This window comes from Bradyrhizobium sp. LTSP857, assembly GCF_000938285.1.
GTDB lineage: Bacteria > Pseudomonadota > Alphaproteobacteria > Rhizobiales > Xanthobacteraceae > Bradyrhizobium.
Genome location: NZ_JYMS01000038.1, coordinates 67,625 through 92,183 on the forward strand (window position 1 = coordinate 67,625; position 24,559 = coordinate 92,183).

The window sequence follows — 24,559 nt, forward strand, 5'->3', positions numbered from 1 at the left end:
GCGCCGATCTCAGTCGCTCTCAGGCGGCGGAGCGGATGGCGCGCTTGTCGGCGAGAAATCGCGACAGCGCCTCAACGGTAGGGTGATCGTAGAAGTCGTCCGTCGACAGTTCGAGGTCGAGCTTTTCCTCGAGGTCCATCATGAGGTAGACGAGCATCGCCGAATCGAGGCCGAGACGGTTGAATTTTGTGCCGGTGTCGACCCGGTCCGTCGAAATGCGCAGGATATTGGCTAGCGCAGTAACGCAGAAATCCGAAATCTGCTCGCGTGTCATGTTGCTTCCCAGAAACAATTGGAACGACAATACGGGCGACCCCAAGGTTGTCAATTTGGCCGGAACGCCGCAGCGTTGAAGGTTGGGGACTGTTGCTTTCCGGCGTCGCCGGCTGCTCAATTCATGCACAGATGACGCGATTTCCCGTGGTCGACAGGGGCCGCGGCCGCCCGTATCCTCCTAAAATTGCAATTTGACGCGCGTGACGGGATTTTCGCATGAACCGCGCCCGCTTGTTTGCTGCGTTTCTGATTCTGGTCCTGCTGTCCGGATCGGCCTCCGCCCAGCGCGGCAACGATTTTGATTCGCTGGTTGCACAGGTCAACGCGGCGACTCAAGCCGGACGTTGGGCCGACGGGCTCGCCGCGGCCCAAAAGCTGGAAAACCTGGTGCGCCGCCGGCAGGGCACGGACAACATGAACTATGCCGGGGTGCTGCATAACGAGGGCATGTTCCTCCATAATCTTGGCCGCTTGCCGGAGGCCGTCGACAAGCTCAATGCGGCGCTTGCCATCAAGCTGCGCAACAATGACGTCGCCTCGACGCTGCGCACCTCCAACGTCCTGGTGGCATCGCTCGGCATGCTCGATCACCGGGCGGAGGCGACAGCCGTGGCCGAGCGGGCGCTGGCGCTCGGCACCAGCGCTTTCGGGGCCAACGACGTCCGTCTCTCCGACACGCTGTCGTCGCTTGGCGGGCTCGCGCGCGACAAGGAGAATTTGGGGGAGTCCGTCCGCTATTTCGAGCGGGCGTTGGCCGGCCTGCAGGCCGCCAATTCGTCCCCGATCGATGTCGCATCCGCCATGGACGATCTCGGCGATGTCTACGGACTGCTTGGGCGCTTCGACGACGGCGAGAGTATGTTGAAGCAGGCACTTGATCTGTTCGACCGCAGCTTTGGCAAGAACGCCGAGACTGCGCCGAACTACGACAAGATGCTCAATGATCTCGGCAACCTCTATCTGGATGCCGGGCGATTGCCTGATGCCGAGGCGGCAATGCGCCGTTCGCTCGCGATCACGCGGATGCGGAACGGTGATGCTCATCCGAATGTCGCGGGCACCATGGGCAATCTTGCAACCGTGCTGGAGCACGAGGGACGCTACGCCGAGGCCGAAAAGCTCTACCAGCAGACGCTTCAGGCCTATGAGCGGATCTTCGGCTCCAATCATCCGACCACGGCGATCGGGCTCAACAATCTCGCCAATGTCTACTCAGCTCAGGGCAGGAACGAAGCGGCAGCAGGCCTCCAGGAGCGCGTGCTCGCCATCTACGAGAAGGCGTTTGGTCCCGAGAGCCCCGATGTCGGGCGGGCCCTCAACAATCTTGCGAATAGTTACGCAGATATGGGACGCAACGCACAGGCGCTCGATCTCTACCGGCGGTCGCTGGTCGTGATGGAGCGCAAGTTTGGCGAGGGCAGTGGCCCGACCGCGCTGGCGGCAGGATCGCTCGGACAGGCTCTGAGGGACGCGGGCCAGACGGATGAGGCGCGGCTGTACCTGGTCCGGAGCCTCGAGATTGACGAGCGCGCCCTCGGCGGCAGGCATCCGCAGCTCGTCAAGGACCTGCGCGCGATCGCGCTGCTCGACCTCAAGACCGGCAACATGGCGGATGCGCGCAGCCAGCTCGACCGTGCGCTCGCGATCGCGCGGGACCGGCTCGGGCCGCGCCATCATGACACCATCGCCACGCTGATCAACCTCGCCGATGCCGACCGCCGCGAAGGCAAATGGCTGGACAGCCTGGCACGGTTGCGGCTCGCCGCCACCGCGCTCAACGCGCAGCAGAATGTGCAGTTCATTCGTTTTCCCGAGCTCGATCCCTGGCTGATCGATGCGATCTGGCGCGTCTCCGACGGCAAGCCGGACAATGCGGCAAAGGACGAAGCCTTCGGCGCCGCGCAGCGCGCGCATGAGACAAGTGCGGGCGCGGCTCTGTCCCAGATGGCGGCGCGGTTCGGCGCGGGCAATGATGCGATCGCGGGACTGGTGCGGCGGCAGCAAGATCTGAAGGCGAGCCTCGAGACGCTCGACAAGCGCGTGACCTCGGAGCTCGGGCAGGCGGATGGAAAGCGCAACGACACGCTGATCGCGAGCCTGCGTGTGCAGACGGCGCAAACGCAGAAATCGCTCGACGATGTTTCGGCGCAGCTTGACCGCAGTTTTCCGGCCTATGCCGAATTGTCCAGTCCGCAACCGCTGTCGATTGCGCAAACGCAGGGGCTGCTGAAGTCCGACGAGGCGCTGCTGGCGTTCATCGTGCTGGGCGACAAGACTTATGCGTTCGCGATAACGCGCGAGGCAAGCGCGTTGCGCCAGATCGCGCTCGGCAGCCGCGAGCTCAATGACCGCGTCGCGCATTTGCGGCAAGGGCTCACCGATCCGGAAGCCGCAAAATCGTCGTTCGACCTCGATGCGTCCTTCGAACTCTACACGACGCTGTTCGGTCCGATATTGGGCGACATCGGCGGTAAGCCGAAACTGCTGGTCGTCCCGGCCGGCGCGCTGACCAGCCTGCCGTTTCAGGTGCTGGTGACGAAAAAGTCTGACATGGCGTCCGCCGATCGCTATCGGCAGGCGGCGTGGCTGCTCAATGAGCGCGCCATCACGGTGCTGCCGTCAGTGCCGAGCCTGCGGGCGCTACGCAGTTTTGCCAGGGATTCGCGCGCCCAAAGGCCGTTCATCGGCTTTGGCGATCCGGTGTTGCAGCGGTCGTCCGGCGACAAGCGCCCAGGGCGGAGCGTGCAGCCCTACCAGAACTACTATGACGGCTCCGCCGTCGATCTCGAGCGTCTGCGCACGGGTCTGCCCGCGCTGCCGGAGACCGCAGGCGAGCTCCAGGCCGTGGCGCGTGCGCTCGGCGCTTCGCCACAGGACGACGTCAAGCTCGGTACGGCCGCGACCGTGACAAACGTCAGCCTGCTTCCGCTCGATCAATACCGCGTCGTCGATTTCGCCACCCACGGCCTCGTCGCCGGCGAGGTCAACGGCCTCAGCGAGCCCGCGCTCGTGCTCACGCTGCCGGACCGGCCGACCAGCGATGATGACGGCCTGCTCACCGCAAGCCGTATCGCAAAGCTCAGGCTCGATGCCGACTGGGCGGTCCTCTCTGCGTGCAACACCGCCGCCGGAGACAGGCCGGGTGCGGAAGGCCTGTCCGGCCTTGCGCGCGCCTTCTTCTACGCCGGCGCGCGAGCGCTGCTGGTCTCGCATTGGCCGGTTGATTCCGACGCGGCGGTGCGCCTGACCACGGGCGCCTTCTCCGAGCTCACCGCACATCCCGGCATCGGCCGTGCCGAGGCGCTGAGGCGATCGATGAAGGCTCTGATCGCCGACCGGTCGTCACCGCGCAACGCCGATCCGGCCATCTGGGCGCCGTTCGTGCTGGTCGGCGAGGGCGGTTGACGGCGGCTGCGGAAGGCCGAAACTGTCGCTCAAAGAAGGTCCCGGGAGCGATTCACATGCGGCATATCCTCATCGCGACGGTGGTGGCTTTGATGATCGGACAAGCGGCAGCCAAGGATGTTTTGTCGGGCGCGAGCCTCTATGAAGATGTGGCGCGCTACGCCTCCTTCGGCCTGCACCGCTTCGGCTCGCTGGGTGACCGTGCGACTGCTGACTGGATCGCCGGCGAGCTTTCGGCTGCCGGCTTTGCGATCAAATTCCAGCCCGTCGTGCTCGGCCGGCAATATGTCGTCGAGCGAGCCAGCGCTGAAGCCGTCGGCATCAGCGTCGAGGCGACGCCGTTCTGGTGGCCGCCGGAGGACAAGGCCAGCTTCCATCTCTCCGCCCCGCTGGCGCGCGACGGCGATGTCGCGGGAAAGGTTCTCAGGATCGAGCTGCCGTTTGATCGCGGCGCCTATCTCGGTCCTGCCCATCGCACGGCGATCGCCGAGGCCGCGGCTAGGAAGCCCGCCGCCATCCTGCTGATGATCGGCAATCCCGCCGACGACCGCTTCGCCTACAATGTCACGCAGGAGGACGCGCCCTGGCCGGTGCCGGTGATGGTGGTCGGCGCCAAGGCGCGGGCGACATTCGAGCGTGCGCTGGCGTCAGGTGCGCCGGTGACCTTCGATGTTGCGGGCCATTACGAGCGCGACGTTTCAGGCCGCAACGTCATCGCCGAGACCGGCATCGGCCGCGGGCCGACCATCGTCGTCTCCACACCGATGACCGGCTGGTACACTTGCGTCTGCGAGCGCGGCCCCGGCATCGCCAATTTCCTTGCGCTGGCACGCACGGTCGCCGCGGAAAAATGGCCGGCGCATTTCGTCTTTATCGCCACTGCCGGCCATGAGATCGGCCATGGCGGCATGGAGTTGTTCTTGAAGGATGGCGCGCCCGCGCCAAAGGACACGCTGGCCTGGATCCATTTCGGCTCGTCGAACGCCTGCTACGCGGTTGCGGAGGGGGCCCGCACTGACCGGGCTGAAGAGGAGCGCTATCTCGTGCTGAGCAAGTCGGCGGTCACGTTGACCGACGAGGCCTTCGTCGCCGTCGCGGCAAAACGTCTGGTGACGGAGAAGCAGGCGGTCGGCGAGCTGCGCGACGTGCATGCAGCGGGCTACGCCAATTTCCTCGGCATGGCCGGTCGCCATCATACGTTCCATACGCCGGCAGATGATCTCGGCGCAACCGGGCCCGAGATACTCGAGCCGGTCGCGCGCGCTTTTGTTGATGCTGCACGAAAGATCGTCGAACGCGGCGACGCCGCATTCAGATAGAGCATGATCCGGAAAGTGTGGAGCGGTTTTTCCGAAAGGATCATGCTCAAATAATAGCGTCAGTTCTGGTAGTAGCCGCGCGGCTGATAATACTGCCGGGGTTGTTGCTGCTGATAGTAATAGCCCTGCTGACCGTAGCCCTGGTCGTAAGATGGTTGCTGCTGCTGGTAGACCTGCGCACCATAGGCGCGATTGACAGGGCGCGGCGCCGGATAGCGCGCGCCGGTGTCGCTGCCGTCAGCGGGATAGATGTAATTGTCATCCTGCGGCATGTAGCGCCGGGCGGGCTGCGCCGGCGGCGTCAGATTCACGGGATCGCCAGTGGTGGCGTACTGCTGCTCTTCGGCCGGCTGCGTGGCGCGGGCCACTGCATTGGTGGTGCGGCCGCGCGGATTGCGGGCCAGCGCAACCTGCGCCGAGCCGGTCAGCGTCACCGAGGTGTTGAGCACGCCCTGCTCCTGCACCAGCGCATAAAGCGTGGTGGCGTTCTGGCGCGACAGCCGCACGCAGCCATGCGAGGCGGGCGTACCCAATCGTCCGACCGAGTCGGTGCCGTGGATGGCGTGCCCGACCTTGGTGAAGAAGATCGAGTGCGGCATCGGCGCGTCGTCGAATTCCTTGGAGTAGTGATCCTCTTCCATGCGGAAGGCGCGGAACGCGCCGTTCGGCGTCTCGCGCGAGGGGATGCCGGTCGACACCGGCCAGTGGTAGCGCGTGACGCCGTCGACCACGACGGTCATCTGCTGATTGTCCTTGTCGACGGTAATGTCGACCTTGGCCTGCGCGCTGCCCGCGCTCAAAAGCATCAAGGAAGTGAAAGCAATGAAAAAGGAACGCATCTGACGTCTGGCCTCCGGCCTGTTCACGCAAGCGCCGCGGCTCTCCGTCCCCCGGCGTGCACTATGCCTGCAATCCGGCTTTCGTTCCAGCGGCCTGCGAGCCCATCGTTAACGTGATGCCGGGCGTAAGCAAGGCTGCTTTGTGCCGCGCCGCCTGCGGCGGTGCTGACATTTTCGCGAGCGGGGTGCGTTCACAACGCCGACAATTCGTCACAAAAGCGCAACCATTTGGCCGCCCCGGGCGTTGTTCATCATCTACCTCGACAGGCGGCTCCCGCCGCCATTGACCCCTGGGGACCCAAGATGAACAAAGCTCGTATCGCCGCCGCGCAACCGCCGGCGGGCTTCCTGACCAGCCTGCTTTTCGCCGGCGCTGCCGTCCTTCTGGCCCTGGCTAGTTTGCCGCAACCTGGCCACGCCCAGGGCATCGTCCGCGGTGCCCAGGAAGGTTCTTATGAAGGCAACCGTATCGCCGGCCCCGTGGGCGGCGCGGTCGGTGGTGTCGTCGGTGCCGGTGTCGGCGGAGCCGTCGGCGCCGTGGATGGCATCTTGGGCATTCCCTATCACGGCCACCGCCGTTGCCGCGGCTACTATGACGGCTACCACCATTTCCGTTGCTATTGACGACCGGTGGTCATTCCGGGGCGCGCCTCTTGGCGCCCCGGAATGACGCTGAAGGTCAGTTCTTCAGCCGATATCCCGTCCGGAAAATCCACCAGATCGCGCTCAGGCAGATCGCCAGGAACGCCACGGTCATGCCGAAGCTGACGAATATGCTGACATCCGCGATCTCGTAAAAGCTCCAGCGGAAGCCGGAGATCAAATAGACGACCGGGTTGAACAGCGTCACGGTGCGCCAGGCCGGCGGCAGCATGTCGACGGAATAGAAGCTGCCCCCGAGGAAGGTCAGCGGCGTCACAACCAGCATCGGGATCATCTGGAGTTTTTCGAACCCGTCGGCCCAGATGCCGATGATGAAGCCGAACAGGCTGAAGGTGACAGCCGTCAGGACCAGGAAGACCAGCATCCAGAACGGATGCTGGATGTGCAGCGGCACGAACATGCCGGCTGTCGCCAGGATGATGAGGCCCAGAATGATCGACTTGGTCGCGGCCGCGCCGACATAGCCGAGCACGATCTCGACATAGGAAATCGGCGCCGACAGGATCTCGTAGATCGTGCCGACGAATTTCGGGAAGTAGATGCCGAACGAGGCATTCGTGATGCTCTGCGTCAGCACCGACAGCATGATCAGGCCCGGCACGATGAAGGTGCCGTAGCTGACGCCCTCGACCTGGCTGATGCGCGAGCCGATTGCGGCGCCAAACACCACGAAATAGAGCGAGGTCGAGACCACCGGCGAGACGATGCTTTGCAGCAGCGTGCGCCAGGTGCGCGCCATTTCGAACAGATAGATGGCGCGGACAGCGCGGTAGTTCATGACGTCCTCACGAGATCGACGAAGATGTCCTCGAGCGACGATTGCGTCGTGTCGAGATCGTTGAAGCGGATGCCGGCGTTGCGCAAATCGCTGAGCAGGCTGGTGATGCCGGTGCGTTCGCCCTTGGTGTCGTAGTCGTAGATCAGCGTCGCGCCGCTGTCGCAGAGGTCGAGCTCGTAGTGGGTGAGGCTCTCCGGCAGCGCGCTGAGCTTGCCTTGCAGATGCAACGTCAGCCGCTTCTTGCCGAGCTTCTGCATCAAGGTCGCCTTGTCCTCGACCAGCACGATCTCGCCCTTGTTGATGACGCCGATGCGGTCGGCCATCTCCTCGGCTTCCTCGATGTAGTGCGTGGTGAGGATGATGGTGACACCGGACTGCTGAAGGGTGCGCACGACTTCCCACATGCCTTTGCGCAGCTCGACGTCGACGCCGGCGGTCGGCTCGTCCAGAAACAGGATCTGCGGCTCGTGCGACAGCGCTTTCGCGATCATCACGCGGCGCTTCATGCCGCCGGAGAGCGTGATGATCTTGTTGTCCTTCTTGTCCCAGAGCGAAAGGTCTTTCAGCACCTTCTCGATATGGGCCGGGTTCTTCGGCTTGCCGAACAGGCCGCGGGAGAAGCTCACGGTCGCCCACACGCTCTCGAAGGCGTCGGTGTGCAATTCCTGCGGCACCAGCCCGATCAGCGAGCGCGCCTTGCGGTAGGAGGTCCGAATGTCTTCGCCGCCGACCAGGACCTTGCCCTCGCTCGGATTGGCGATGCCGCAGACGATCGAGATCAGCGTGGTCTTGCCGGCGCCGTTGGGGCCGAGCAGCGCGAAGATCTCGCCGCGCTTGATGTCGAGATTGACGTTTTTGAGCGCCTTGAAGCCGGACCCATAGGTCTTCGACAGATTGGCGACAGAGATGATGGGGGACATGATGGCCGGTAGGGGGTGGGGAGGGAGGCGCTGGAACCCGCACTTTGTCGGGCGGAGACCAGCGGAGCCCTGAAATAGGAATGCCCTTGCCCGGTCGCAATTGCCGAGAGAAAAATGGTCTCAAAACAGGCCCTTAGGTGGCGGGTTTCGGGCAAGTGTTGCGCGATGGTCACGGGCTGCGGCTAAGATTGTCGCTCACGCGGCTCTTTGTTGCGTCTGCGAGCAGGCCATGGCTACGATTCCGACCAATTGCTAAGTGTCCCCAGGGAAAAGATCGATGAGACCGAACGGCCGTTACGCAGCCGGCGCCAGCCAGTTGTCCACCCTCCGCGCGTGGGCGATCTGCCTGCTCCTGCTGTCAACTGTTGCCATGAGCCCGACCACCGCCAAGGCGGCGCCGAGCCAGGCCGCCGCGACGACCCATGTCTATCTGCTCCGCGGCGTGCTCAACATCTTCTCGCTCGGGCTCGACACCATCGGTGCAAGGCTCGAGGCGCAGGGCATCCCGGTGACGGTCGCAAACTTCGTCTCCTGGTCCTCGCTCGCCAATGAGGCGGCGGCGAACTACAAGGCCGGCCGGCTCAAGACCATCGTGCTGGTCGGGCACTCATCGGGCGCGACCGCGCTGCCCGACATGATCGCCAAGCTCAACCAGCTCGGCGTTCCCGTGAAGCTCGCGATCGGGCTCGATTCCGTGTTCAAGACCAAGCTGTCGACCGGCGCCGAACGCTACATCAACATCTATATCGGCGACGGTCCGGGTGAGCCGGTACGGGCCGCGACCGGTCTTCGTGGCAAGCTCGACAACGTCGACGTGCGCGGCAGCGGCGTCGGCCACATCACCATCGATAAGAACGAAGCGATCCAGCGCCGCGTGATCGCCGAGATCGATGCCGCGATCTCGCGTTCGCGCGTGCCTGCGCCGGTGGCCGAGCCTGGCGCGCCGCGGGCTGCGCGTTCAGCAGCGGCAACGGCTCCGGGCCGCAACTGAAGCTTCCGCCGGAAACGGCTGAACCGATGATGCCGCCGTCCTGCCGACGGCGGCATTGTCGTATCTGCAAGTCGAGCCAGTTCTCCCGGCGGCTCGTCGTCGTGCGTCAAACATGAAAAGGGCACGCCGTGCGAGCGGCATGCCCCTCCAAGACATCATCGGGAACGACGATTTACTTCTTCTCGGGCACCCAGGTCGTGCTCGCCTTGTCATATTTGAAGCCCGGTGCGTCCTTGAGCGTGTCTTTGGTCTCCTCGACCGTCAGCCACCATTTGTCGTTCTTCTTGGCGGTCTTGACTGCGCTGAAGGGAATGATGACGTCCTTTTCGCCGACGCCCAGGAAGCCTCCGACGCCGAGAACGAGGCCGGTGATTTTGCCGGACTTGTCGACCAGCACGTCATCGATATCGCCGATCTTGCTTTCCTTGGGATCGTAGACGGCCTGCTTGTAGTAGTTGGTCACCGTCCAGCTTTCCGTCGGCCCCGATTTCATGGTGGTCGTTGCTGCATGAGCAGCGGTGGCGGCGGCAACCGCGAGGGCACATGCCAAAACCAGCTTTTTCATCTTGATCTCCTCAGCTAATCGATCGTGGTGGCAACAAGCGGTTGAAGCGGAGGTTCCTCGGCTGCGTTCAAAGGAACTCAATGCACAATCTGGTGTTGTTACATCATGGCAAAGAGACGAAACGCGGGTCCGATGTCAGTTCAGCCTGAGCGCGCTTGGGCAGGCCAGCCGGTTGCTGAAAATGCGCCTGGGAAGCAGGCGCGTACCCGTTCGAATCGGTTGAACGCCGCGCGGGCCATTCTGTTGAGGAAACAGGCACTCCGGACACAACGCGCGTTGCTCGCTGGCAAGAACGAAAGCCGCAACGGCTCCGGAAAGTGATTGCTCCTCTTCGGGCTACCTCTGTTTAGGCGATGACACGTGAGAGAATTCCAGTGCCAGTCGTGCCGGCAACCCGTCTCGTTCGAACAGATCGAATGTGCGAACTGCGGCAGCCAGTTGGCGTTCGATTCCTCGTGCATTGGCATGACATCGCTCGACTTCAAACGCCCCTGCAGCAACCGCGACATCATCGGCTGTAACTGGTCCGTCGACGGATCGGAGTGGTATTGCGACGCCTGCCGTCTGACGCGAACGATCCCGAACCTCGGCAGCTCCAGAAACGTCCTGCTTTGGCGACGCGTGGAGGGAGCCAAGCGCCGTCTTCTCTATGACCTCAGCCGTCTGCGGCTGCCGCTCGTGTCGCGCAGCGGCGCGCGCGTGGCCTTCGACATTCTCTCGGACGAGACGAATCCGATCCTGACCGGGCACCTGTCAGGCCTCATCACGCTCAACCTCGCAGAAGCCGACGACGTCGAGCGTGAGGCGCGCAGGGTGTCGTTTCGGGAGCCGTATCGCACGTTGCTCGGGCACTTCCGCCATGAGATCGGTCACTTCTACTGGGACGTTCTCGTCGACAGCACGAATTTCCGGGCGCCGTTCCGGCTGATCTTTGGTGACGAGACGCAGGACTATCAAGCTGCGATACGCGGCTACTACAGCCGCACCGATCGTTCGTACGATCGGATGGGCTTCATCAGCGAGTACGCCACGTCGCATCCCTGGGAGGACTGGGCCGAAACCTTCGCGCATTTTCTCCACATCGTGTCGACGCTCGACTCGCTGGCAGGTTTGCCGCTGTCGCTGGACGAGCGCGCCCGGCAGACCCTGACGGATCCCTATTTCGAGAGCGACTTCGAAGCGCTGCTGGCATTGTGGACACCGCTCTCCCGCGGCATCAACGAGCTCAACCGGTCGCTCGGGATGAACGACGCCTATCCGTTCGACATATCGCCGGCGGTGAAAGGCAAGCTGCATCTCGTCCACATGGCGATCAGCGCGTTTCGCGATCAGCAAGGGGCGCTGGAGGACGCGGCGAGGATTTACGCTCCGGCGGAGTAGGGCGGCCGTCCTCGGCCCCGATGCAGCGCCAGTTTCATTACACCGATTTCACCTCGCCGCCGTCCATGCGCAGCACCGTTCCAGTCATCCAGCGCGCGGCCGGCGAGACGGCGAATGCGATCAGGTCGGCGATCTCTTGGGGCTCGCCGAAGCGGGCGACGCCGGCTTGGCTGAGAAACTTGTCGTTTGGCGTCGTCGAGCGTGACGTTTCGGGACGCGGCGATCCTATCGAGCATGGACAATCGGCGGCCGGTCACGATCGCGCCGGGCGAGATGCTGTTGACCTGGACGCCGTCCGCGATGCCGCGCTCCGCGAACGCCTTGGCCAGCGCTTCGATCGCCGCGTTGATCGCTCCGACGGCCGCAGCCGCCGGCTTCGGAATCACCGCGGCATTGCCGGACATGAAGACAACGCTTCCCTCGGCCTGCTTCAGGGCCTCCCAGGCGCGGATGGTCAGCCCGCGCGCGCCGTGAAACTTCAGCGCCATGCCCGCATCCCACTGCGCGTCCGTCATTTCGAACAAGTCGAGCCCGGGGACTGCGCCGGCGACATTAACCAGCGCATCGATGCGGCCAAAGCGGTCCAGCGTCCGGGTCACAACGGCTTCCGCCGAGGCGGAGTCCATCAGGTCGACATCGAGCGCCAGCGGCTCGGCGCCGGCCGCCGCGATCTCGCGGCCGGCCTCTTGCAGCTTCTCGCCGCTGCGCGCCGTGATGACGACTACGCCGAAGTCCCGCGCGAGCCGAACCGCGGTGGCCCTGCCGATCCCCGAGCTAGCGCCGGTGACGATGGCGACGGGTCTCGTCATGGTGATCTCCTCGCCCTACCGGAGCTGGCCCAGGACATCGCGAATGCTCGCCGCGATCTCCGTTGCATGCGTTTCCAGGGCGAAATGACCGGTGTCGAAGAACTGCACCACCGCGTTGGGATTGTCGCGCTTGAAGGCTTCGGCGCCGGGCGGAATGAAGAAGGGATCGTTCTTGCCCCAGACCGCGAGGAACGCCGGCTTGTGCGTGCGGAAGTAGTTTTGGAATGACGGATAGAGCGCGACGTTGCTCTTGTAGTCGCCCATTAAGTCGAGCTGCACGTCATCCGAGCCCGGGCGCGCCAGATAGAAATTGTCGAGATTCTGGCCGTCAGGCGACACCATGCCTGGATCGGGTACGCCATGCGTGTATTGCCAGCGCGTCGTCTCCGGCGTGAGGAAGGCGCGCAACGCATCGCGGTTGGCCGGCGACGGGTCCTGCCAATAGGCTTTGATCGGAGTCCAGCCGTCGCTCAGCCCGTCCTCATAGGCGTTGCCGTTCTGCGAGATGATGGCCGTGATCCGCTCGGGATGGCTGAGCGCAAGCCGGAAGCCGGTCGGCGCGCCATAGTCGAAGACGTAAACCGCAAAACGATCGAATCCGATCACTTCGGTGAAGCGCTCAATCACGCGCGCGATGTTGTCGAAGGTGTAGTTGAAGGTGTCGCGTGAGGGCATGTCGGACTGGCCGAAGCCGGGAAGATCGGGCGCGACGATGTGGAATTTGTCGGCGAGCAGCGGAATGAGGTCGCGGAACATGTGGCCTGCGCTCGGGAAGCCGTGCAGCAGCAAGAGTTTTGGCGCGCCGACGGGTCCGGCCTCGCGATAGAACACTTTGAAGCCATCGATGTCGGCCGTGCGATATCTGGTGGAGGTCATGACAGTCTCCGTGATTGGTAGCTGATGTGGTTGCCTTGAGAAGATTGGATTCGGTGCTGACGCAACGCCGGTGCCGCAGGCGGCTTTAATTACCGCTTACGGCGCGGACCGCGTCGCGAATGATGTCGGTGACGGCCGTGGGCGCGGTAACGCTCGGCGTGTGATCAACAGGCAGGGCGCGGATGTTTGCCTTCATGCGCTCCGCCATGTAGCGCTGCGTGTCCGGCACGATCATGCGGTCCCGCTCGGCGATCAGGAACCAGCTCGGGACGTCCTTCCAAAGCGGGCGGCCGACTGGCACCGTGATGCAGTTCAGCGAGATCGGCCGCTGTACGGCTGCGAGTACGGCGTGCTCCTCCGCCGAGGCGTTCTGCGCCAAGGCCGTCGCGAAGGCATCCTCAGGCAGCCAGATCAGTCCATTGTCGTCGGGTGCGAGTTTCGGCACCTGCTGATGTGGCGGAAGGCGATAGAACACGTCCGCAACCTTCTCGCCCTCGTCGGGGGCAAGGGCCGCGACGTAGACCAGCGCCTTCACGCGCGCAGGCCGTGCGAGCGCAATCACCGCACCGGCATAGGCATGCCCTGCAAGCACGATCGGACCTTCGGTGCGATCCAGGCTGCGGTTGAGGGCCGCGACATCGTCGGCGAGAGAGGTCAGCGGCAACGGCGCCGCCTGCACCTTGATCCCCTCGGCCTCGAGCGCGGTGATGACACGCGACCAGCTCGATCCATCCGCCCACGCGCCGTGGGCCAGGACCACCGTCACATCGCCTTTGGCCATTTCTATCTCCCGTACATAACCTGTGTAATTGCTACAATCAGGTTATTCTTGGTTGTAGTAACTTGTCAATAGTCATTTTACAGGTTATGTGAGGCCTGTTCCATCTGGCTGGGGAGCCGCGCGTGCCAAACAGACCGCCTGCCATGTTCATTGCCGACTCACTCGGTCTCGATTTCCTCAATTCGATCGCGACGCCGGTCGATACGCCCGTCGACTGGATCGACGACGGCGAGGGCCTGATCGACTGGCTGGCCCAGGCGAGGCTCGTTCCTTCTGACGAGCTCGACGCGATGAAAGGGCGCGCCTTGCCGGGCGAGCTCGATGAGGTCGCGGATCAGGCGCGCGCCTTACGCGAGTGGTTCAGAGGTTTTGTTCGCAAGCATGCCGGCCGGCCGCTCACGGCGAAGGCGCTGCAAGAACTCGGTCCGCTGAACAGCCTGCTGGAACGCGACGAGATGTTCCGGCAGATCACGCCACGTCATGGCGAGGGTGGTGATGGTCTTGCGCTGCAAAGGATGCGGCGCTGGCGATCGCCCGAATCCCTGCTGCTGCCGGTCGGCGAAGCGATGGCAAAATTTGTCTGCGACGAGGACTTTTCGGACGTGAAGGCGTGCGAGGGCCACAGCTGCACGATGCTGTTCGCCGACCACACCCGCAGGCGCGCGCGACGGTGGTGCATCATGGCGGTCTGCGGCAACCGCGCCAAGCAGGCCGCGCATCGGAGCAGGCTCAAGAGCAGGCAGTGACAGGGCCGGGGGCGACAGCGGACCTGACAACAAGGACTCCAACACCATGGCTGATCTTCCCCTGATCGTTTTCGACGTCAACGAGACGCTGCTCGACCTCGAGACGATGGAGCCGACCTTCGCGCGCATCTTCGGCGACAAGGACGCGATGCGCCTGTGGTTCGCCAATTTCATCCTCTATTCCTCGGCCCTCACGGTCGCCGGCTGTTATGTCCCGTTCACCGACATCGGCGCTGCCGTGATGAAGATGCTGGCGGATACAAAAGGCATCCGGATCGATGAGCGCGATAAAAAGGAGCTGACCGAGCGGTTTTCGACGATGCCGCCGCATCCGGAGGTCCCTGCGGCGCTGCGCAAGCTGCGCGACGCCGGCTTCCGCCTGTTCACGCTGACCGACAATCTGCTCGAGGTGCAAACGCGGCAGCTCACGCATGGCGGCATTGTTGATCTGTTCGAGCGGCGTTTCAGCGCCGACGGCGTCAAGCATCACAAACCGTCGCGTGAGGCCTATGGCTATGTCGAGCGCGAGCTCGGCGCAAAACCCTCGCAGTTCTGTCTCATCGCCTGCCACACCTGGGACACGCTCGGTGCGGTGGCGGCGGGCTGGGAGGCGGCGCTGATCAGGCGCGTCGGCAACGACGTCCTCGGTGTTGGTCCGCAGCCGCAGATCGTTGGTGATGACCTCAACGACGTCGCCGATCAATTGATCGTGCGCCACAAGGGCGCTGGCGCGGGTTGATCTGCGGAGCGACCTACCGCTTCTTGACCAGCTTGAGGGGACGATTCGCCTTCTGATTGGGATGCTTGATCGCGACGCTCTGTGCGTCGGGCGCGCTCAGGAAGCGGACGAGCATCGTTCTGAGATGCGCCGCGCTCTGCTTGATATCCAGCTTGGGATTGCGGATCGGCATGGCGCGCGATCCGTCGATGATGGCGATCAGGATGTTCGCTGTCGTATCCGGGTCGAGCCCTAAATCGACCCGCCCCTGGTCTTGCGCCCGGCGCAGGAAGTCAGCCCACAGGCGGCGGAACGCATCGGTGTGCCGTTGGATGATCTTGGCGAATTCCGGATTGCGGGCGGCCTCCGCGAGGCCATCCATGTTGAGGACCTGGGTCGGGCGGAGCCGCAGGCAGGTTTCCTCGATATCGGTAAGCAGCGCCTCGATCACGTCGGGGGCAGCCAGAATCTTTTCTAGCCGTTCGGCCGCGTATGCAAGACCCAGGTCGATCATCGCCTCGATGATCGCCTGCTTGCTCGCGAAATAGTGATAGAGGTGGCCGGGGCTGATCCCGGCTTCGGCGCAGATGTCCGTCGTGCTGGCCCCGCGAAAGCCGTCCCTGGCGAAGCAGCGGATCGCGGCGTGGAGAATCTCCTCGCGCTTCTGCTCATGCTTGACGGGGTCGACTTTCCTCAAAGCGCGCGTCTCCTTTCCCTGATCGCCCCATTTAGCACGACGGTCCGCCACGAGAAAATCAAAATTAGAGAGTTCCATCTATTTATGTTGACGGGTAGCAAGGGGCGTGAGAATGATTGTTAGAGAAACCTCTCTAATAAATTATCCAGGCGTGAGTGGGACCATGCGCTTTCAACGGGCGGCCCTGATGTCTGTCACGCTTGCGCTCGGTGGGTGCGCGGCCGCGCCGCTCGAACGGGCCGGCTCCCTCAGGAGCTACGACCGGATGACGGACGCCAACGGGCTGGTGACGCGATCGCAGATCCGCGTGAACAAGAAGGACGTGCTGGCGGCCAAGACGGTCCGGATCGCCTCGACCGTCTTTCCCGCGCGCACCGACGTTGCGCTGAACGAAAAGGAGCGGCGCCTGGTCGCGAATGCCATCAGCCGCGAGCTGTGTCTCCGCCTGAGCGAGCGCTTCCGCATCGTGGCCGCCGATGACGACGCCGACCTCACGGTGCAGGCGACGGTGACGCATGCCACAGCGACCAGCCCGACCGCCTCCGGCGCATCGCAAGCCCTGTCGATTGCGAAGACCGTTGCGCTTCCCGGCGTGCCTGTGCCGGTGCCAAGGCTTCCGGTCGGGCTTGGCAGCCTGTCGGTCGAGGCGGAAGCGCGCGATTTCGCCGGATTTCAGAAGGCGGCCATGGTCTGGGCGCGCAGCGCCAATTCCATCACGAACTCTGCGCGGGTCGCCAACGAGGGCGATGCCTACGATCTCGCCGCCGATTTCGGCGCCGACTTCGCCAAGCTGGTGACGACCGGAGACTCCCCATTTGGTGGCATCCCTGCGCTGCCCCCGATCGAAAGCATTTCCGTGCGGTTCGGCGGCGCGCCCAAATATGTCGCGTGCGAGGCGTTCGGACGGTTTCCAGGCGTGACGGGCTTTGCGGGGGAGAAGCTCGGCCTGCCGCCAGGCTGGACGGATTCAGGTGCCAAGGAAAGTTCGACCAACACTCCGGCCGCACCACCAGCGCCCGAAGTGCCTTCAGGCCAAACGCTCACACAGTGACGTGGCCGCCTTCACGTCCAAGCTCAACATATTCGTAGCCGTTTAGAGTAGATGACATGCTGACATCCGGAACAACTCGCCCTTTCCAACGCGCTCTGCGCCAAAGCGCAGCGCGTGCCGATATTCGTGCGAGCGCGGAGGCCATTCCCCTATTCACGGCCGATGAGGCATGGAGCCGGACGAATGCGGATCGGCGCGTAGCCGGCGAGAAGGATGGCCAGGAGTCGCTCCTCGAGCCCGGCTTCTGGATGACGGCCCTGGTCGCGTTTCTGCCGACCGCCGCGGGCTGTCTCTATCTCTTGCTGACCCAGGGGTGAGGCGCGCTTCGAACGCGACGCCGAGGGGAAGCAATGCAATCACGATATGGGTTGACGCGGCGTGGTCGCCGGGCACTTGCCTTCGGCCGCCGCAAATCACCGCGAGCTTTGGCAGTTGTCTTGACGCTGCTATTGGCGGGATGCGCGTCGAGCGCGAATCTCCCTCCTGCCTATCATCCCCCGCGCCCGCCGAGTGCCAAAGCGGTGCAGGAGGGTGTCAAGAAGGCCGCCGCCGAAGCCAAGCTGACCGGAGCCCTCGCGGCATCCGCCGTCCGCCACACCGATCACGGGCCGGGATCGTATTTCGTCTGTCTGAGGCAGACAGGTCCCTCGGCGGGNGGGCGGACGGCCCGCCTATTCGGTCTTTTTCGACAATGACGACTACAAGGGAATCCAGAGCTCGGTGATTTCTGACGCCTGCGAAGCCAAATCATTGGTTCCGTTCAAGTGAGGCCACGATGCCGGGAGGGTCGGAAAGAGCGTCCCCGCTGACGGGCGTCATCGGGCCCGGTTCCGTGCCCCAAAATACGCCAAATCGGTGGTCACTAAGCCCCGCGGGGGAGGCCTGTGCCTCCTGTGGTGGGACTGCGGGACTTGATGATTGATCCAAGGCGACTTGTGGTGCTGGCAGCGGTTGCGCTGCTCGCCTTGAACCCCGCCATGGCCGCAGGCTCGCCCGCCAAGTCGAAGCCGGCTGCGATCCCGACCGTCGCGCCGCCGCCCCCTCCGGCCGAGCCGCTGCCGCCGCCGAAAATCTACCTGTTCCGTGGCGCGATGGGGCCGATCTTCTCGACCGGCATGGACCGGCTCAGCGAGAAGCTGACACAGGCCGGCTTCTCCGCCGACGTCAACGAATTCACCATCTGCCGATGGATCGGCAGCCGCGCCATCGCGAGCTACAAGGAAACGCCGGCGCCGATCGTGTTGATCGGCCATTCCATGGGCGGGCTATGCTCGGTGATCATCTCCGAGATGGCGGCCAAGGAAAACATTCCGATCAGCCTCGTCATCACCATCGATCCCGCGCACGCGACCGATGACGTGCCGCTCAATGTCGAGCGCTTCATCAACATCTACCTCTCCGACAGCGTGCTCGGCGGCGGCAACGTGGTGGCGGTGCCGGGCTTCCGCGGCCACTACGCTAGCTACGACCTGAAAGAGAACCCGCGCGTCAGTCACATCAACATCGAAAAGTCGGACGACATCCATCGCCAGATCATCGAGATGGTGACGCAGCTGCCGCGCATCCAGGCGCAGACCCAGGCTGATGCCGTGCCGCTACGCTATCTCGTGCCCGGGGATACGCTGGTTGAATTGTGGGATAGCGGCGTGCGGTTGCCGGTACGTCGGGGCGACACCATGGAGAGCATCGCGGCCGCCAATCGCGTGCCGCTGTGGTCGCTCGCGCAGAGCAACTCGCTGCCGGAGAACGCGCCGCTTACCCCCGGCCAGACCATCATCGTCCCGCGGCATTTGACGCCGCCCGAGCCGGCTGCCGCGATGGCGACGCCGCCGGCCCGGAGGTAGGTTTTTCTCAAACATTCGACCCATTGATCGCGTCGATCACGGCGTCCGTCACTTCCTTCGTCGTAGCACTTCCGCCGACATCGGGCGTCAGTACGCCGGCAGCGCAGACGCGCTCGACGGCCGCCATCAGCCGCACCGCGGCGTCCTTCTCGCCGAGATGCTCCAGCATCTGCGCGCCGGTCCAGAAGGTTGCGACCGGATTGGCGATGCCCTTGCCGGTGATGTCAAAGGCCGAGCCGTGGATCGGCTCGAACATCGAGGGGAAGCGGCGCTCTGGATCGATGTTGCCGGTCGGCGCGACGCCGAGGCTTCCCGCGAGCGCGCCGGCGAGATCGGACAAGATGTCGGCGTGCAAATTGGTCGCAACGATGGTGTCGAGGCTCTTCGGATGCAGCGTCATGCGTACCGTCATGGCATCGACCAACATCTTATCCCAGGTCACATCGGGGAATTCAGCCGCGACCTCGGCAGCAATCTCGTCCCACATCACCATGCCGTGGCGCTGTGCGTTCGACTTGGTCACCACGGTCAGGAATTTGCGTGGGCGCCACTGCGCAAGCTTGAATGCATAGCGCATGATGCGGGTGACGCCGACGCGGGTGAACACCGCGACTTCGGTGCCGACCTCTTCCGGCAGGCCGCGATGCGCGCGGCCGCCCATGCCGGCATATTCGCCTTCGGAGTTCTCGCGCACGATCACCCAGTCGAGATCGCCGATGCCGACATTGCGCAGCGGCGAGGCGACGCCGGGCAAAATCTTGGTCGGCCGCACATTGGCGTATTGGTCAAAGCCCTGGCAGATCGGCAGCCGCAGGCCCCACAGCGTGATGTGATCGGGCACGTCGGGCGCGCCGACCGCGCCGAAATAGATCGCGTCGAACTTCTTCAGTTCGGTGAGGCCATCCGCCGGCATCATCACGCCGTGCTTCTTGTAGTAGTCGGAGCCCCAGTCGAAGGTCTTGGTGTTGAAAGCGATGTCGCCGCTGCGCTTTGCGAGCGCCTCCAGCACACGGATACCGGCTGAGATGACCTCGGGGCCGATACCGTCGGCTGGAATTGCTGCGATCGAATGCGTGCGCATGGGAGTGCTCCGTTTCAGATATCAATGAGTTTGCGTGACGGGTTCGACGCGTGCGGTCTGCGCGCGCGACAATAGCAGGGTGAGGACCGCGGAGAGAACGAGCAGGCCAGCGACGAAGTAAAGCCCGCCGACAAAGCTGCCGGTCCGGTCCTTGATCCAGCCGATCATGGACGGCCCGACGAAGCCGCCGAGATTGCCAATCGAGTTGATGGTGGCGATGCCGGCCGCGGCCGCAGGGCCGGACAGGAACAGGGTCGGCATGCTCCAGAGCGGCGGTTTGGCAGAGGAGATGCCGATGTTGACGAGCGTGAGCGCGATCAGCACCGTGACCACGCCGGTCGCAAGGCCGGCATAGGCGAGCCCGGCCGCAGCGATCAGGCAGGCCCACACCACATGCCATGTGCGCTCGCCGGTGCGGTCCGAATGCCGCGCCCACAGCACCATGGCGACGACCGCTGCGGTTGCCGGCAGCGCATTGAGGAAGCCGACCTGGAGCGTGGACAGGCCAAACTGCTTGATGATCTGCGGCGCCCAGACACCGAGCGTGTAGAGGCCGGCCGAGGTGCCGAAATAGATCAGCGACAGCGCCAGCACGCGCGGATCGGCGAGGCCGCGCCAGATGCCATGGCTCGCGGTCGCGGCCTTGCTGGTGGTCTCTGCATTCATCTCCTCGACCAACCATCGGCGCTCGTCGTCCGCGAGCCATCTCGCCTTCTCGGGCCGGTCGGTCAGGAATGCCAGCACGACGAAGCCGAGCAGCACGGCCGGCACTGCTTCCAGCACGAACAACCATTGCCAGCCCTTGAAGCCGAACAGGCCGTCCATCTCGAGCAGCGCACCGGAGACCGGCGAGCCCAGCACGGTCGAGAGCGGTGCTGCGGCCATGAACAGCGCCGTCACCGCGGCGCGCTGGCGCGCCGGGAACCAGTAGGAGAGATAGAGGATGATGCCGGGAAAGAAGCCGGCCTCCGCGACGCCGAGCAGGAAGCGCAGCACGTAAAAGCTGGTCGGGCCCTGCACGAAGACCATCGCGGCCGAGACGATCCCCCAGGTGATCATCACCCGCGCGATCCAGATCCGCGCACCGACCTTGTGCAGGATGATGTTGGAGGGCACCTCGAACAGGAAATAGCCCCAGAAGAAAATGCCGGCGCCAAATCCGTAGACCGTGGGCGACAGGCCGATGTCCTTGTTCATCGTCAGCGAGGCGAAGCCGATATTGACGCGGTCGATGAAGGCCACGAAGTAGAGCAGCATGATGAAAGGAACGATGCGCCAGGTGATCTTGCGCAGCACGCGTGTCTGAATCTCGCTCGCCACCTTGGCCTCCCCAGAGTTCCGATTTTTCGTTGTGCGGCAGTGAGCCTAGGCGGAGGCGGCAGGCGGACTCAATTGGCGCTGGTTTATACAAAAAAATGATATAATCATCGCAAGGCGAGACGAGGGGACCGAATGGAATTGCATCAGCTCCGATGCTTCGTGGCGGCGGCCGAGCAGCTGCATTTCGGCCGGGCGGCGCAGCAGCTCCAGATGCTGCCTTCCGCGCTCGGCCGCCAGATCAGGCTCCTCGAGGAAGATCTGGGAACGCGGCTGTTCGCGCGGACGACGCGCGCGGTGTCGCTCACTGAGGACGGTGCCACGCTCTTGCGCGACGCCCGCGCCATCCTCTCCCGCGTCGAGGCGGTCGAGAGCAATTTACGCAACCGCTCGCGCGCAGGCGCCGCGCGTCGGCTGCGGGTCGGCGCGATCGACAGTGCGGCGGCTGGCCTGTTGCCGCCGCTTCTGCGCGACTTCCGCGCCAAGCATCCGGAGGTCGCGGTGCAGCTTCTGGAGGACAAGACCATCCGGCTGCTGCCAAAGATCCTGACCGGCGCGCTCGATCTCGCCTTCGTCCGTCCGCCCGACCGGCCCGACAAGCGCCTCGAATTCCGCCATCTGCTTCAGGAGACCGCGATCGTGGCGTTCCCGCAACGGCACGCGCTGGCCGCGCGCAAGTCGATCACGCTGGCCGAGATCGCCGACGAGCCGATGCTGGTGCCGGACCGCCGCTCGCGGCCGCACAGCCACGACCTCACGATCAAACTGTTCGAGCAGGCTGGCCTGACGCCGCGCATCGTGCAGGTCGCCGACGAAAAGCAGACCATCATCCATCTGGTGGCTACGAAGCTCGGCGCTGCGATCGTGCCGCGCTGGACTACGCGGATGGCGGTCTCCGGCGTGCGCTTCGTGCCGCTCCGGCCGAAGCAGAGCGGCCCCGTCGGCCGGCTGCCTCTCGCTGCGGCATGGCTGCGCGGCTCGCGTGACCCGGCCCGCGATGCGATGCTGTTGGTGCTCGAGGCGCGCCTCCGCAGCTATGCGCGGGAGGCGTGAGGCGCTATGACATGGGCTTGGCAAGAAAGCGGGATGCGATGACTGGACAGAAGGCTTCAAACGAATTGCGGGTGGCCATCGCAGGCCTGGGCTCGATCGGCAGTAAGATCGCGACCGCGCTCGATCAGGGCATCGAAGGCCTGACGCTGTCGGCGGTGGCCGTACGCGACCCCGCCAAGCATCAGACTTTCCTCAACAGCCTGCGTCGCCCGCCGCAAATCGTGCCGATCGACCAGCTCGGTGACGCCGCCGACATCGTGGTCGAATGCGCGCCGAGCAGCCAGCTGCGTGCGATCGTCGAGCCCGCGGTGAAGCGAGGCAAGGCCGCGGTCGTCGTCAGCGTCGGCGGGCTGCTCGACAATTTTGATCTCGTCGATCTGGCCCGCGCCAATGGCGGCCGCATCATCGTGCCGACGGGGGCGCTGATCGGGCTCGATGCCGTCAACGCGGCCGCCATCGGCACCATCCATTCGGTGAAGATGGTGACGCGCAAACCGATCGACGGGCTGAAGGGCGCGCCGTTCATCGTCGAGAACAACATCGACATCGACAATCTGCGCGAGCCGCTGAAACTGTTCGAGGGCACGGCGCGCGAGGCTGCAAAAGGCTTTCCGGCCAATCTCAACGTCGCGGTGGCGCTGTCGCTCGCGGGCGTCGGGCCGGATCGCACGTCCGTGCAGATTTGGGCCGACCCGACCGTGACGCGCAACGTTCACCGCATCGAGGTCGAGGCGGATTCGGCGCGCTTCTCGATGTCGATCGAGAACATCCCGTCCGAAAATCCCAAGACGGGGCTGATCACGGCGCTGTCCGTGATCGCGCTGCTGCGCAAGCAGCGCGCCACGTTGTGTGTGGGAACGTAATTCTTACGCGCCGGTGACACGCCAGATCACGTTGCCGACGTCGTCGGCCATCAGCAGCGACTTCTTGTCGGGGCCGATCACGACGCCAACCGGGCGGCCGTAGGATTCCTTCTCGTCCGGGGACAGGAAGCCCGACAGGATGTCGCGACCGGGGCCCGAGGGCTTGCCGTTCTCGAACGGAATGAACACCAGCTTGTAGCCGGACAGTGTGCTGCGATTCCACGAGCCGTGCTGGCCGATCACCATGCCGTCGGGGAAACCGGGCAGCGTCCCCGCGGGCATCCAGCACAGGCCGAGCGAAGCGGTGTGGCCGCCGAGCGCATAGTCAGGCGTCAGCGCCTTGGCGACCAGTGTCGGATCCTGCGGCACGCGATCGTCCACCGTCTTGCCCCAATAGCAATAGGGCCAGCCGTAGAAGCCGCCGTCGCGCACTGAGGTGAGATAGTCCGGCGGCGTCTCGTCGCCGAGACCATCGCGCTCGTTGACGACGGTCCAGAGCACGTTCGTGTTCGGCTCCCAGGCAAGACCAACGGGATTGCGCAGGCCAGCGCCGAAGATGCGATGCGTGCCGGCGACGAGGTCGAGCTCATAGACCGCGGCGCGGCCTTCCTCGACCTCCATCCCCATCTCGGCGATATTGCTGAGCGAGCCGACGCCGGCATAGAGCTTCTTGCCGTCGGGGCTCGCGAGCAGACTGCGTGTCCAGTGGCCGCTCGGTTTGAATGTGGTGAGCCTTTTGCCAGCCGCGGTGATGCGGTCGGCATTGGCGACATAGGGAAAGGCCATCACGCCGTCGGTGTTGCCGACATAGAAGGTATCGCCGATCAGCGCCATGCCGAACGGCTGGCTGAGGTTTTCCATGAAGGCGCCGCGCACTTCGGCGACGCCGTCACCGTCCTTGTCGCGGAGCAGCGTGATGCGGTTGGCGCTGACGCCGAGGGCTGCGGCGCGCCGCATCGTCGCCTGCATCGCATAGTGAAACACCGATCTCGGGGCACCTGCGATCTGGGTTGCTTCCGCGATCAGCACGTCGCCGTTGGGCAGCACCTCGATCCAGCGCGGATGGTCGAGGCCGGCCGCGAACGCATTGACCTTGAGTCCGGGCGCGACCGTCGGCTTCTGCCCTTCGCTCCAGCCTCGCGCGGTCGGCATCTTCAACGTCGGCAGCGCGCCTTGCGGCTTCGCTTCGGGAATGGCCGGCGCCTGGCCCCAGGCGGGCGCGGGCGCGGTGCCCGACAGCTTTCGCCATTGCAGCGCGATGCCGCCGACGAACGCGACGAACTGCGCAAAGATGCTGGAAAAGGTCATGAAAATCCCCTGTCGAACCTGTGGCACTGTGCAACGACGGATCGTCCAAAGCCCCGCGCGGGCTCAGACCGGATCGTCGACCTCTCCAGATCGAGGATGGAATGTCGTCGTGCCGTTTTGCGCGCGCATCCAACTTGGTGGCGGTAAAAAGGTCAACCTGCGCGGGCTCGGATCGGGCCGTTTAGCGTGTGCGCAGATGGCAGCCCGCCGAATTTGCATGGCAAGGATGCGAGTCCATCACCGTCATCCTGAGGTGCCGAGCCATGGGGCGCAGCGCGC

24 protein-coding genes are annotated in these 24,559 nt (G+C 64.4%); 12 read left to right on the top strand and 12 right to left on the bottom strand.

Annotated elements, in window-relative coordinates:
- Positions 1-19 precede the first annotated feature (19 nt).
- Positions 20-274 (bottom strand): acyl carrier protein, encoded by a 255-nt coding sequence (locus UP06_RS24090; protein ID WP_045006277.1) that lies wholly within the window; start codon positions 272-274, stop codon positions 20-22.
- A 218-nt stretch (positions 275-492) separates the two neighbouring features.
- Here UP06_RS24090 and UP06_RS24095 point away from each other — a divergent pair, with 218 nt between their 5' ends.
- A complete protein-coding gene (locus tag UP06_RS24095; RefSeq protein ID WP_050031990.1) occupies positions 493-3,681 on the top strand; it encodes a CHAT domain-containing tetratricopeptide repeat protein in 3,189 nt (1,062 codons plus the stop codon).
- Between the two features lie 56 nt (positions 3,682-3,737).
- Positions 3,738-5,000, top strand: a complete 1,263-nt coding sequence (locus UP06_RS24100; protein ID WP_045006148.1) for a hypothetical protein — start codon at positions 3,738-3,740, stop codon at positions 4,998-5,000.
- Positions 5,001-5,059: 59 nt separating this feature from the next.
- Here UP06_RS24100 and UP06_RS24105 read toward each other — a convergent pair whose 3' ends face one another.
- Positions 5,060-5,839 (bottom strand): L,D-transpeptidase, encoded by a 780-nt coding sequence (locus UP06_RS24105; protein ID WP_045006149.1) that lies wholly within the window; start codon positions 5,837-5,839, stop codon positions 5,060-5,062.
- Positions 5,840-6,142: 303 nt separating this feature from the next.
- On the opposite strand from UP06_RS24105, the gene UP06_RS40135 reads away from it, so the two are divergent.
- Positions 6,143-6,463: a hypothetical protein gene (locus UP06_RS40135; protein WP_082081566.1), complete on the top strand. Its 321-nt coding sequence runs from the start codon at positions 6,143-6,145 to the stop codon at positions 6,461-6,463.
- Between the two features lie 55 nt (positions 6,464-6,518).
- Here the strand turns inward: UP06_RS40135 and UP06_RS24110 are convergent, their stop codons facing one another.
- Both UP06_RS24110 and UP06_RS24115 read right to left on the bottom strand, forming a co-directional pair.
- A complete protein-coding gene (locus UP06_RS24110) occupies positions 6,519-7,280 on the bottom strand; it encodes an ABC transporter permease (protein ID WP_045006150.1) in 762 nt (253 codons plus the stop codon).
- Positions 7,277-8,200 (bottom strand): ABC transporter ATP-binding protein, encoded by a 924-nt coding sequence (locus tag UP06_RS24115; RefSeq protein ID WP_045006151.1) that lies wholly within the window; start codon positions 8,198-8,200, stop codon positions 7,277-7,279. The genes UP06_RS24110 and UP06_RS24115 overlap by 4 nt, the downstream gene beginning before the upstream one ends.
- A 277-nt stretch (positions 8,201-8,477) precedes the next feature.
- Between UP06_RS24115 and UP06_RS24120 the strand changes: the two genes are divergently transcribed.
- A complete protein-coding gene (locus tag UP06_RS24120; RefSeq protein WP_045006152.1) occupies positions 8,478-9,191 on the top strand; it encodes a hypothetical protein in 714 nt (237 codons plus the stop codon).
- Positions 9,192-9,363: 172 nt separating this feature from the next.
- Here UP06_RS24120 and UP06_RS24125 read toward each other — a convergent pair whose 3' ends face one another.
- Positions 9,364-9,756, bottom strand: coding sequence for a PRC-barrel domain-containing protein (locus tag UP06_RS24125; RefSeq protein ID WP_045006153.1), 393 nt, complete (start codon positions 9,754-9,756; stop codon positions 9,364-9,366).
- Between the two features lie 360 nt (positions 9,757-10,116).
- Here UP06_RS24125 and UP06_RS24130 point away from each other — a divergent pair, with 360 nt between their 5' ends.
- On the top strand, positions 10,117-11,136 hold the full coding sequence (locus UP06_RS24130) for a zinc-binding metallopeptidase family protein (RefSeq protein ID WP_045006154.1): 1,020 nt from the start codon (positions 10,117-10,119) through the stop codon (positions 11,134-11,136).
- Here the strand turns inward: UP06_RS24130 and UP06_RS42715 are convergent.
- From UP06_RS42715 to UP06_RS24145, 3 genes are all read right to left on the bottom strand, one after another.
- Positions 11,118-11,945 carry an SDR family NAD(P)-dependent oxidoreductase gene (locus UP06_RS42715; protein ID WP_502691592.1) on the bottom strand — a complete coding sequence of 276 codons (828 nt, stop codon included), beginning with the start codon at positions 11,943-11,945 and terminating at the stop codon, positions 11,118-11,120. The two genes, UP06_RS24130 and UP06_RS42715, sit on opposite strands and share 19 nt — an antisense overlap.
- 15 nt (positions 11,946-11,960) lie before the next feature.
- Complete coding sequence (locus tag UP06_RS24140; RefSeq protein ID WP_045006155.1) at positions 11,961-12,821, bottom strand: alpha/beta fold hydrolase; 861 nt, start codon at positions 12,819-12,821, stop codon at positions 11,961-11,963.
- 85 nt (positions 12,822-12,906) lie between these two features.
- Entirely contained in the window at positions 12,907-13,602 is a 696-nt protein-coding gene (locus UP06_RS24145; RefSeq protein WP_045006156.1) for an alpha/beta fold hydrolase, read from the bottom strand.
- A 143-nt stretch (positions 13,603-13,745) separates the two neighbouring features.
- On the opposite strand from UP06_RS24145, the gene UP06_RS24150 reads away from it, so the two are divergent.
- On the top strand, positions 13,746-14,348 hold the full coding sequence (locus UP06_RS24150; protein WP_045006157.1) for a CGNR zinc finger domain-containing protein: 603 nt from the start codon (positions 13,746-13,748) through the stop codon (positions 14,346-14,348).
- A gap of 46 nt (positions 14,349-14,394) precedes the next feature.
- Complete coding sequence (locus UP06_RS24155; protein ID WP_045006158.1) at positions 14,395-15,087, top strand: haloacid dehalogenase type II; 693 nt, start codon at positions 14,395-14,397, stop codon at positions 15,085-15,087.
- A gap of 13 nt (positions 15,088-15,100) precedes the next feature.
- On the opposite strand, the gene UP06_RS24160 is transcribed toward UP06_RS24155, so the two are convergent.
- Positions 15,101-15,763 (bottom strand): TetR/AcrR family transcriptional regulator, encoded by a 663-nt coding sequence (locus tag UP06_RS24160; protein ID WP_045006159.1) that lies wholly within the window; start codon positions 15,761-15,763, stop codon positions 15,101-15,103.
- Positions 15,764-15,950: 187 nt separating this feature from the next.
- Here UP06_RS24160 and UP06_RS24165 point away from each other — a divergent pair, with 187 nt between their 5' ends.
- From UP06_RS24165 to UP06_RS24175, 3 genes are all read left to right on the top strand, one after another.
- A complete protein-coding gene (locus UP06_RS24165) occupies positions 15,951-16,814 on the top strand; it encodes a DUF3313 domain-containing protein (RefSeq protein ID WP_045006279.1) in 864 nt (287 codons plus the stop codon).
- Between the two features lie 56 nt (positions 16,815-16,870).
- A complete protein-coding gene (locus UP06_RS24170; protein ID WP_045006160.1) occupies positions 16,871-17,131 on the top strand; it encodes a hypothetical protein in 261 nt (86 codons plus the stop codon).
- A 597-nt stretch (positions 17,132-17,728) separates the two neighbouring features.
- Positions 17,729-18,658 (top strand): LysM peptidoglycan-binding domain-containing protein, encoded by a 930-nt coding sequence (locus UP06_RS24175; protein ID WP_045006161.1) that lies wholly within the window; start codon positions 17,729-17,731, stop codon positions 18,656-18,658.
- A gap of 7 nt (positions 18,659-18,665) precedes the next feature.
- On the opposite strand, the gene UP06_RS24180 is transcribed toward UP06_RS24175, so the two are convergent.
- Both UP06_RS24180 and UP06_RS24185 read right to left on the bottom strand, forming a co-directional pair.
- Positions 18,666-19,739 (bottom strand): tartrate dehydrogenase, encoded by a 1,074-nt coding sequence (locus UP06_RS24180; RefSeq protein ID WP_045006162.1) that lies wholly within the window; start codon positions 19,737-19,739, stop codon positions 18,666-18,668.
- 21 nt (positions 19,740-19,760) lie between these two features.
- Positions 19,761-21,059 (bottom strand): MFS transporter, encoded by a 1,299-nt coding sequence (locus tag UP06_RS24185; protein WP_045006163.1) that lies wholly within the window; start codon positions 21,057-21,059, stop codon positions 19,761-19,763.
- A 132-nt stretch (positions 21,060-21,191) separates the two neighbouring features.
- On the opposite strand from UP06_RS24185, the gene UP06_RS24190 reads away from it, so the two are divergent.
- Both UP06_RS24190 and UP06_RS24195 read left to right on the top strand, forming a co-directional pair.
- Positions 21,192-22,109 (top strand): LysR family transcriptional regulator, encoded by a 918-nt coding sequence (locus UP06_RS24190; protein WP_045006164.1) that lies wholly within the window; start codon positions 21,192-21,194, stop codon positions 22,107-22,109.
- Positions 22,110-22,147: 38 nt separating this feature from the next.
- Entirely contained in the window at positions 22,148-22,972 is an 825-nt protein-coding gene (locus UP06_RS24195; protein ID WP_045006165.1) for an aspartate dehydrogenase, read from the top strand.
- Positions 22,973-22,975: 3 nt separating this feature from the next.
- Here the strand turns inward: UP06_RS24195 and UP06_RS24200 are convergent, their stop codons facing one another.
- Positions 22,976-24,280, bottom strand: a complete 1,305-nt coding sequence (locus UP06_RS24200; protein ID WP_045006166.1) for a PQQ-dependent sugar dehydrogenase — start codon at positions 24,278-24,280, stop codon at positions 22,976-22,978.
- Positions 24,281-24,559: the final 279 nt, after the last annotated feature.

What these genes read in the sequence shown, in the direction of transcription:
- UP06_RS24090 (WP_045006277.1), bottom strand. Translation starts at nt 274, where the DNA reads ATGACACGCGAGCAGATTTCGGATTTCTGCGTTACTGCGCTAGCCAAT.
- UP06_RS24095 (WP_050031990.1), top strand. Translation starts at nt 493, where the DNA reads ATGAACCGCGCCCGCTTGTTTGCTGCGTTTCTGATTCTGGTCCTGCTG.
- UP06_RS24100 (WP_045006148.1), top strand. Translation starts at nt 3,738, where the DNA reads ATGCGGCATATCCTCATCGCGACGGTGGTGGCTTTGATGATCGGACAA.
- UP06_RS24105 (WP_045006149.1), bottom strand. Translation starts at nt 5,839, where the DNA reads ATGCGTTCCTTTTTCATTGCTTTCACTTCCTTGATGCTTTTGAGCGCG.
- UP06_RS40135 (WP_082081566.1), top strand. Translation starts at nt 6,143, where the DNA reads ATGAACAAAGCTCGTATCGCCGCCGCGCAACCGCCGGCGGGCTTCCTG.
- UP06_RS24110 (WP_045006150.1), bottom strand. Translation starts at nt 7,280, where the DNA reads ATGAACTACCGCGCTGTCCGCGCCATCTATCTGTTCGAAATGGCGCGC.
- UP06_RS24115 (WP_045006151.1), bottom strand. Translation starts at nt 8,200, where the DNA reads ATGTCCCCCATCATCTCTGTCGCCAATCTGTCGAAGACCTATGGGTCC.
- UP06_RS24120 (WP_045006152.1), top strand. Translation starts at nt 8,478, where the DNA reads ATGAGACCGAACGGCCGTTACGCAGCCGGCGCCAGCCAGTTGTCCACC.
- UP06_RS24125 (WP_045006153.1), bottom strand. Translation starts at nt 9,756, where the DNA reads ATGAAAAAGCTGGTTTTGGCATGTGCCCTCGCGGTTGCCGCCGCCACC.
- UP06_RS42715 (WP_502691592.1), bottom strand. Translation starts at nt 11,945, where the DNA reads ATGACGAGACCCGTCGCCATCGTCACCGGCGCTAGCTCGGGGATCGGC.
- UP06_RS24140 (WP_045006155.1), bottom strand. Translation starts at nt 12,821, where the DNA reads ATGACCTCCACCAGATATCGCACGGCCGACATCGATGGCTTCAAAGTG.
- UP06_RS24145 (WP_045006156.1), bottom strand. Translation starts at nt 13,602, where the DNA reads ATGGCCAAAGGCGATGTGACGGTGGTCCTGGCCCACGGCGCGTGGGCG.
- UP06_RS24150 (WP_045006157.1), top strand. Translation starts at nt 13,746, where the DNA reads ATGTTCATTGCCGACTCACTCGGTCTCGATTTCCTCAATTCGATCGCG.
- UP06_RS24155 (WP_045006158.1), top strand. Translation starts at nt 14,395, where the DNA reads ATGGCTGATCTTCCCCTGATCGTTTTCGACGTCAACGAGACGCTGCTC.
- UP06_RS24165 (WP_045006279.1), top strand. Translation starts at nt 15,951, where the DNA reads ATGTCTGTCACGCTTGCGCTCGGTGGGTGCGCGGCCGCGCCGCTCGAA.
- UP06_RS24170 (WP_045006160.1), top strand. Translation starts at nt 16,871, where the DNA reads ATGCTGACATCCGGAACAACTCGCCCTTTCCAACGCGCTCTGCGCCAA.
- UP06_RS24175 (WP_045006161.1), top strand. Translation starts at nt 17,729, where the DNA reads ATGATTGATCCAAGGCGACTTGTGGTGCTGGCAGCGGTTGCGCTGCTC.
- UP06_RS24180 (WP_045006162.1), bottom strand. Translation starts at nt 19,739, where the DNA reads ATGCGCACGCATTCGATCGCAGCAATTCCAGCCGACGGTATCGGCCCC.
- UP06_RS24190 (WP_045006164.1), top strand. Translation starts at nt 21,192, where the DNA reads ATGGAATTGCATCAGCTCCGATGCTTCGTGGCGGCGGCCGAGCAGCTG.
- UP06_RS24195 (WP_045006165.1), top strand. Translation starts at nt 22,148, where the DNA reads ATGACTGGACAGAAGGCTTCAAACGAATTGCGGGTGGCCATCGCAGGC.
- UP06_RS24200 (WP_045006166.1), bottom strand. Translation starts at nt 24,280, where the DNA reads ATGACCTTTTCCAGCATCTTTGCGCAGTTCGTCGCGTTCGTCGGCGGC.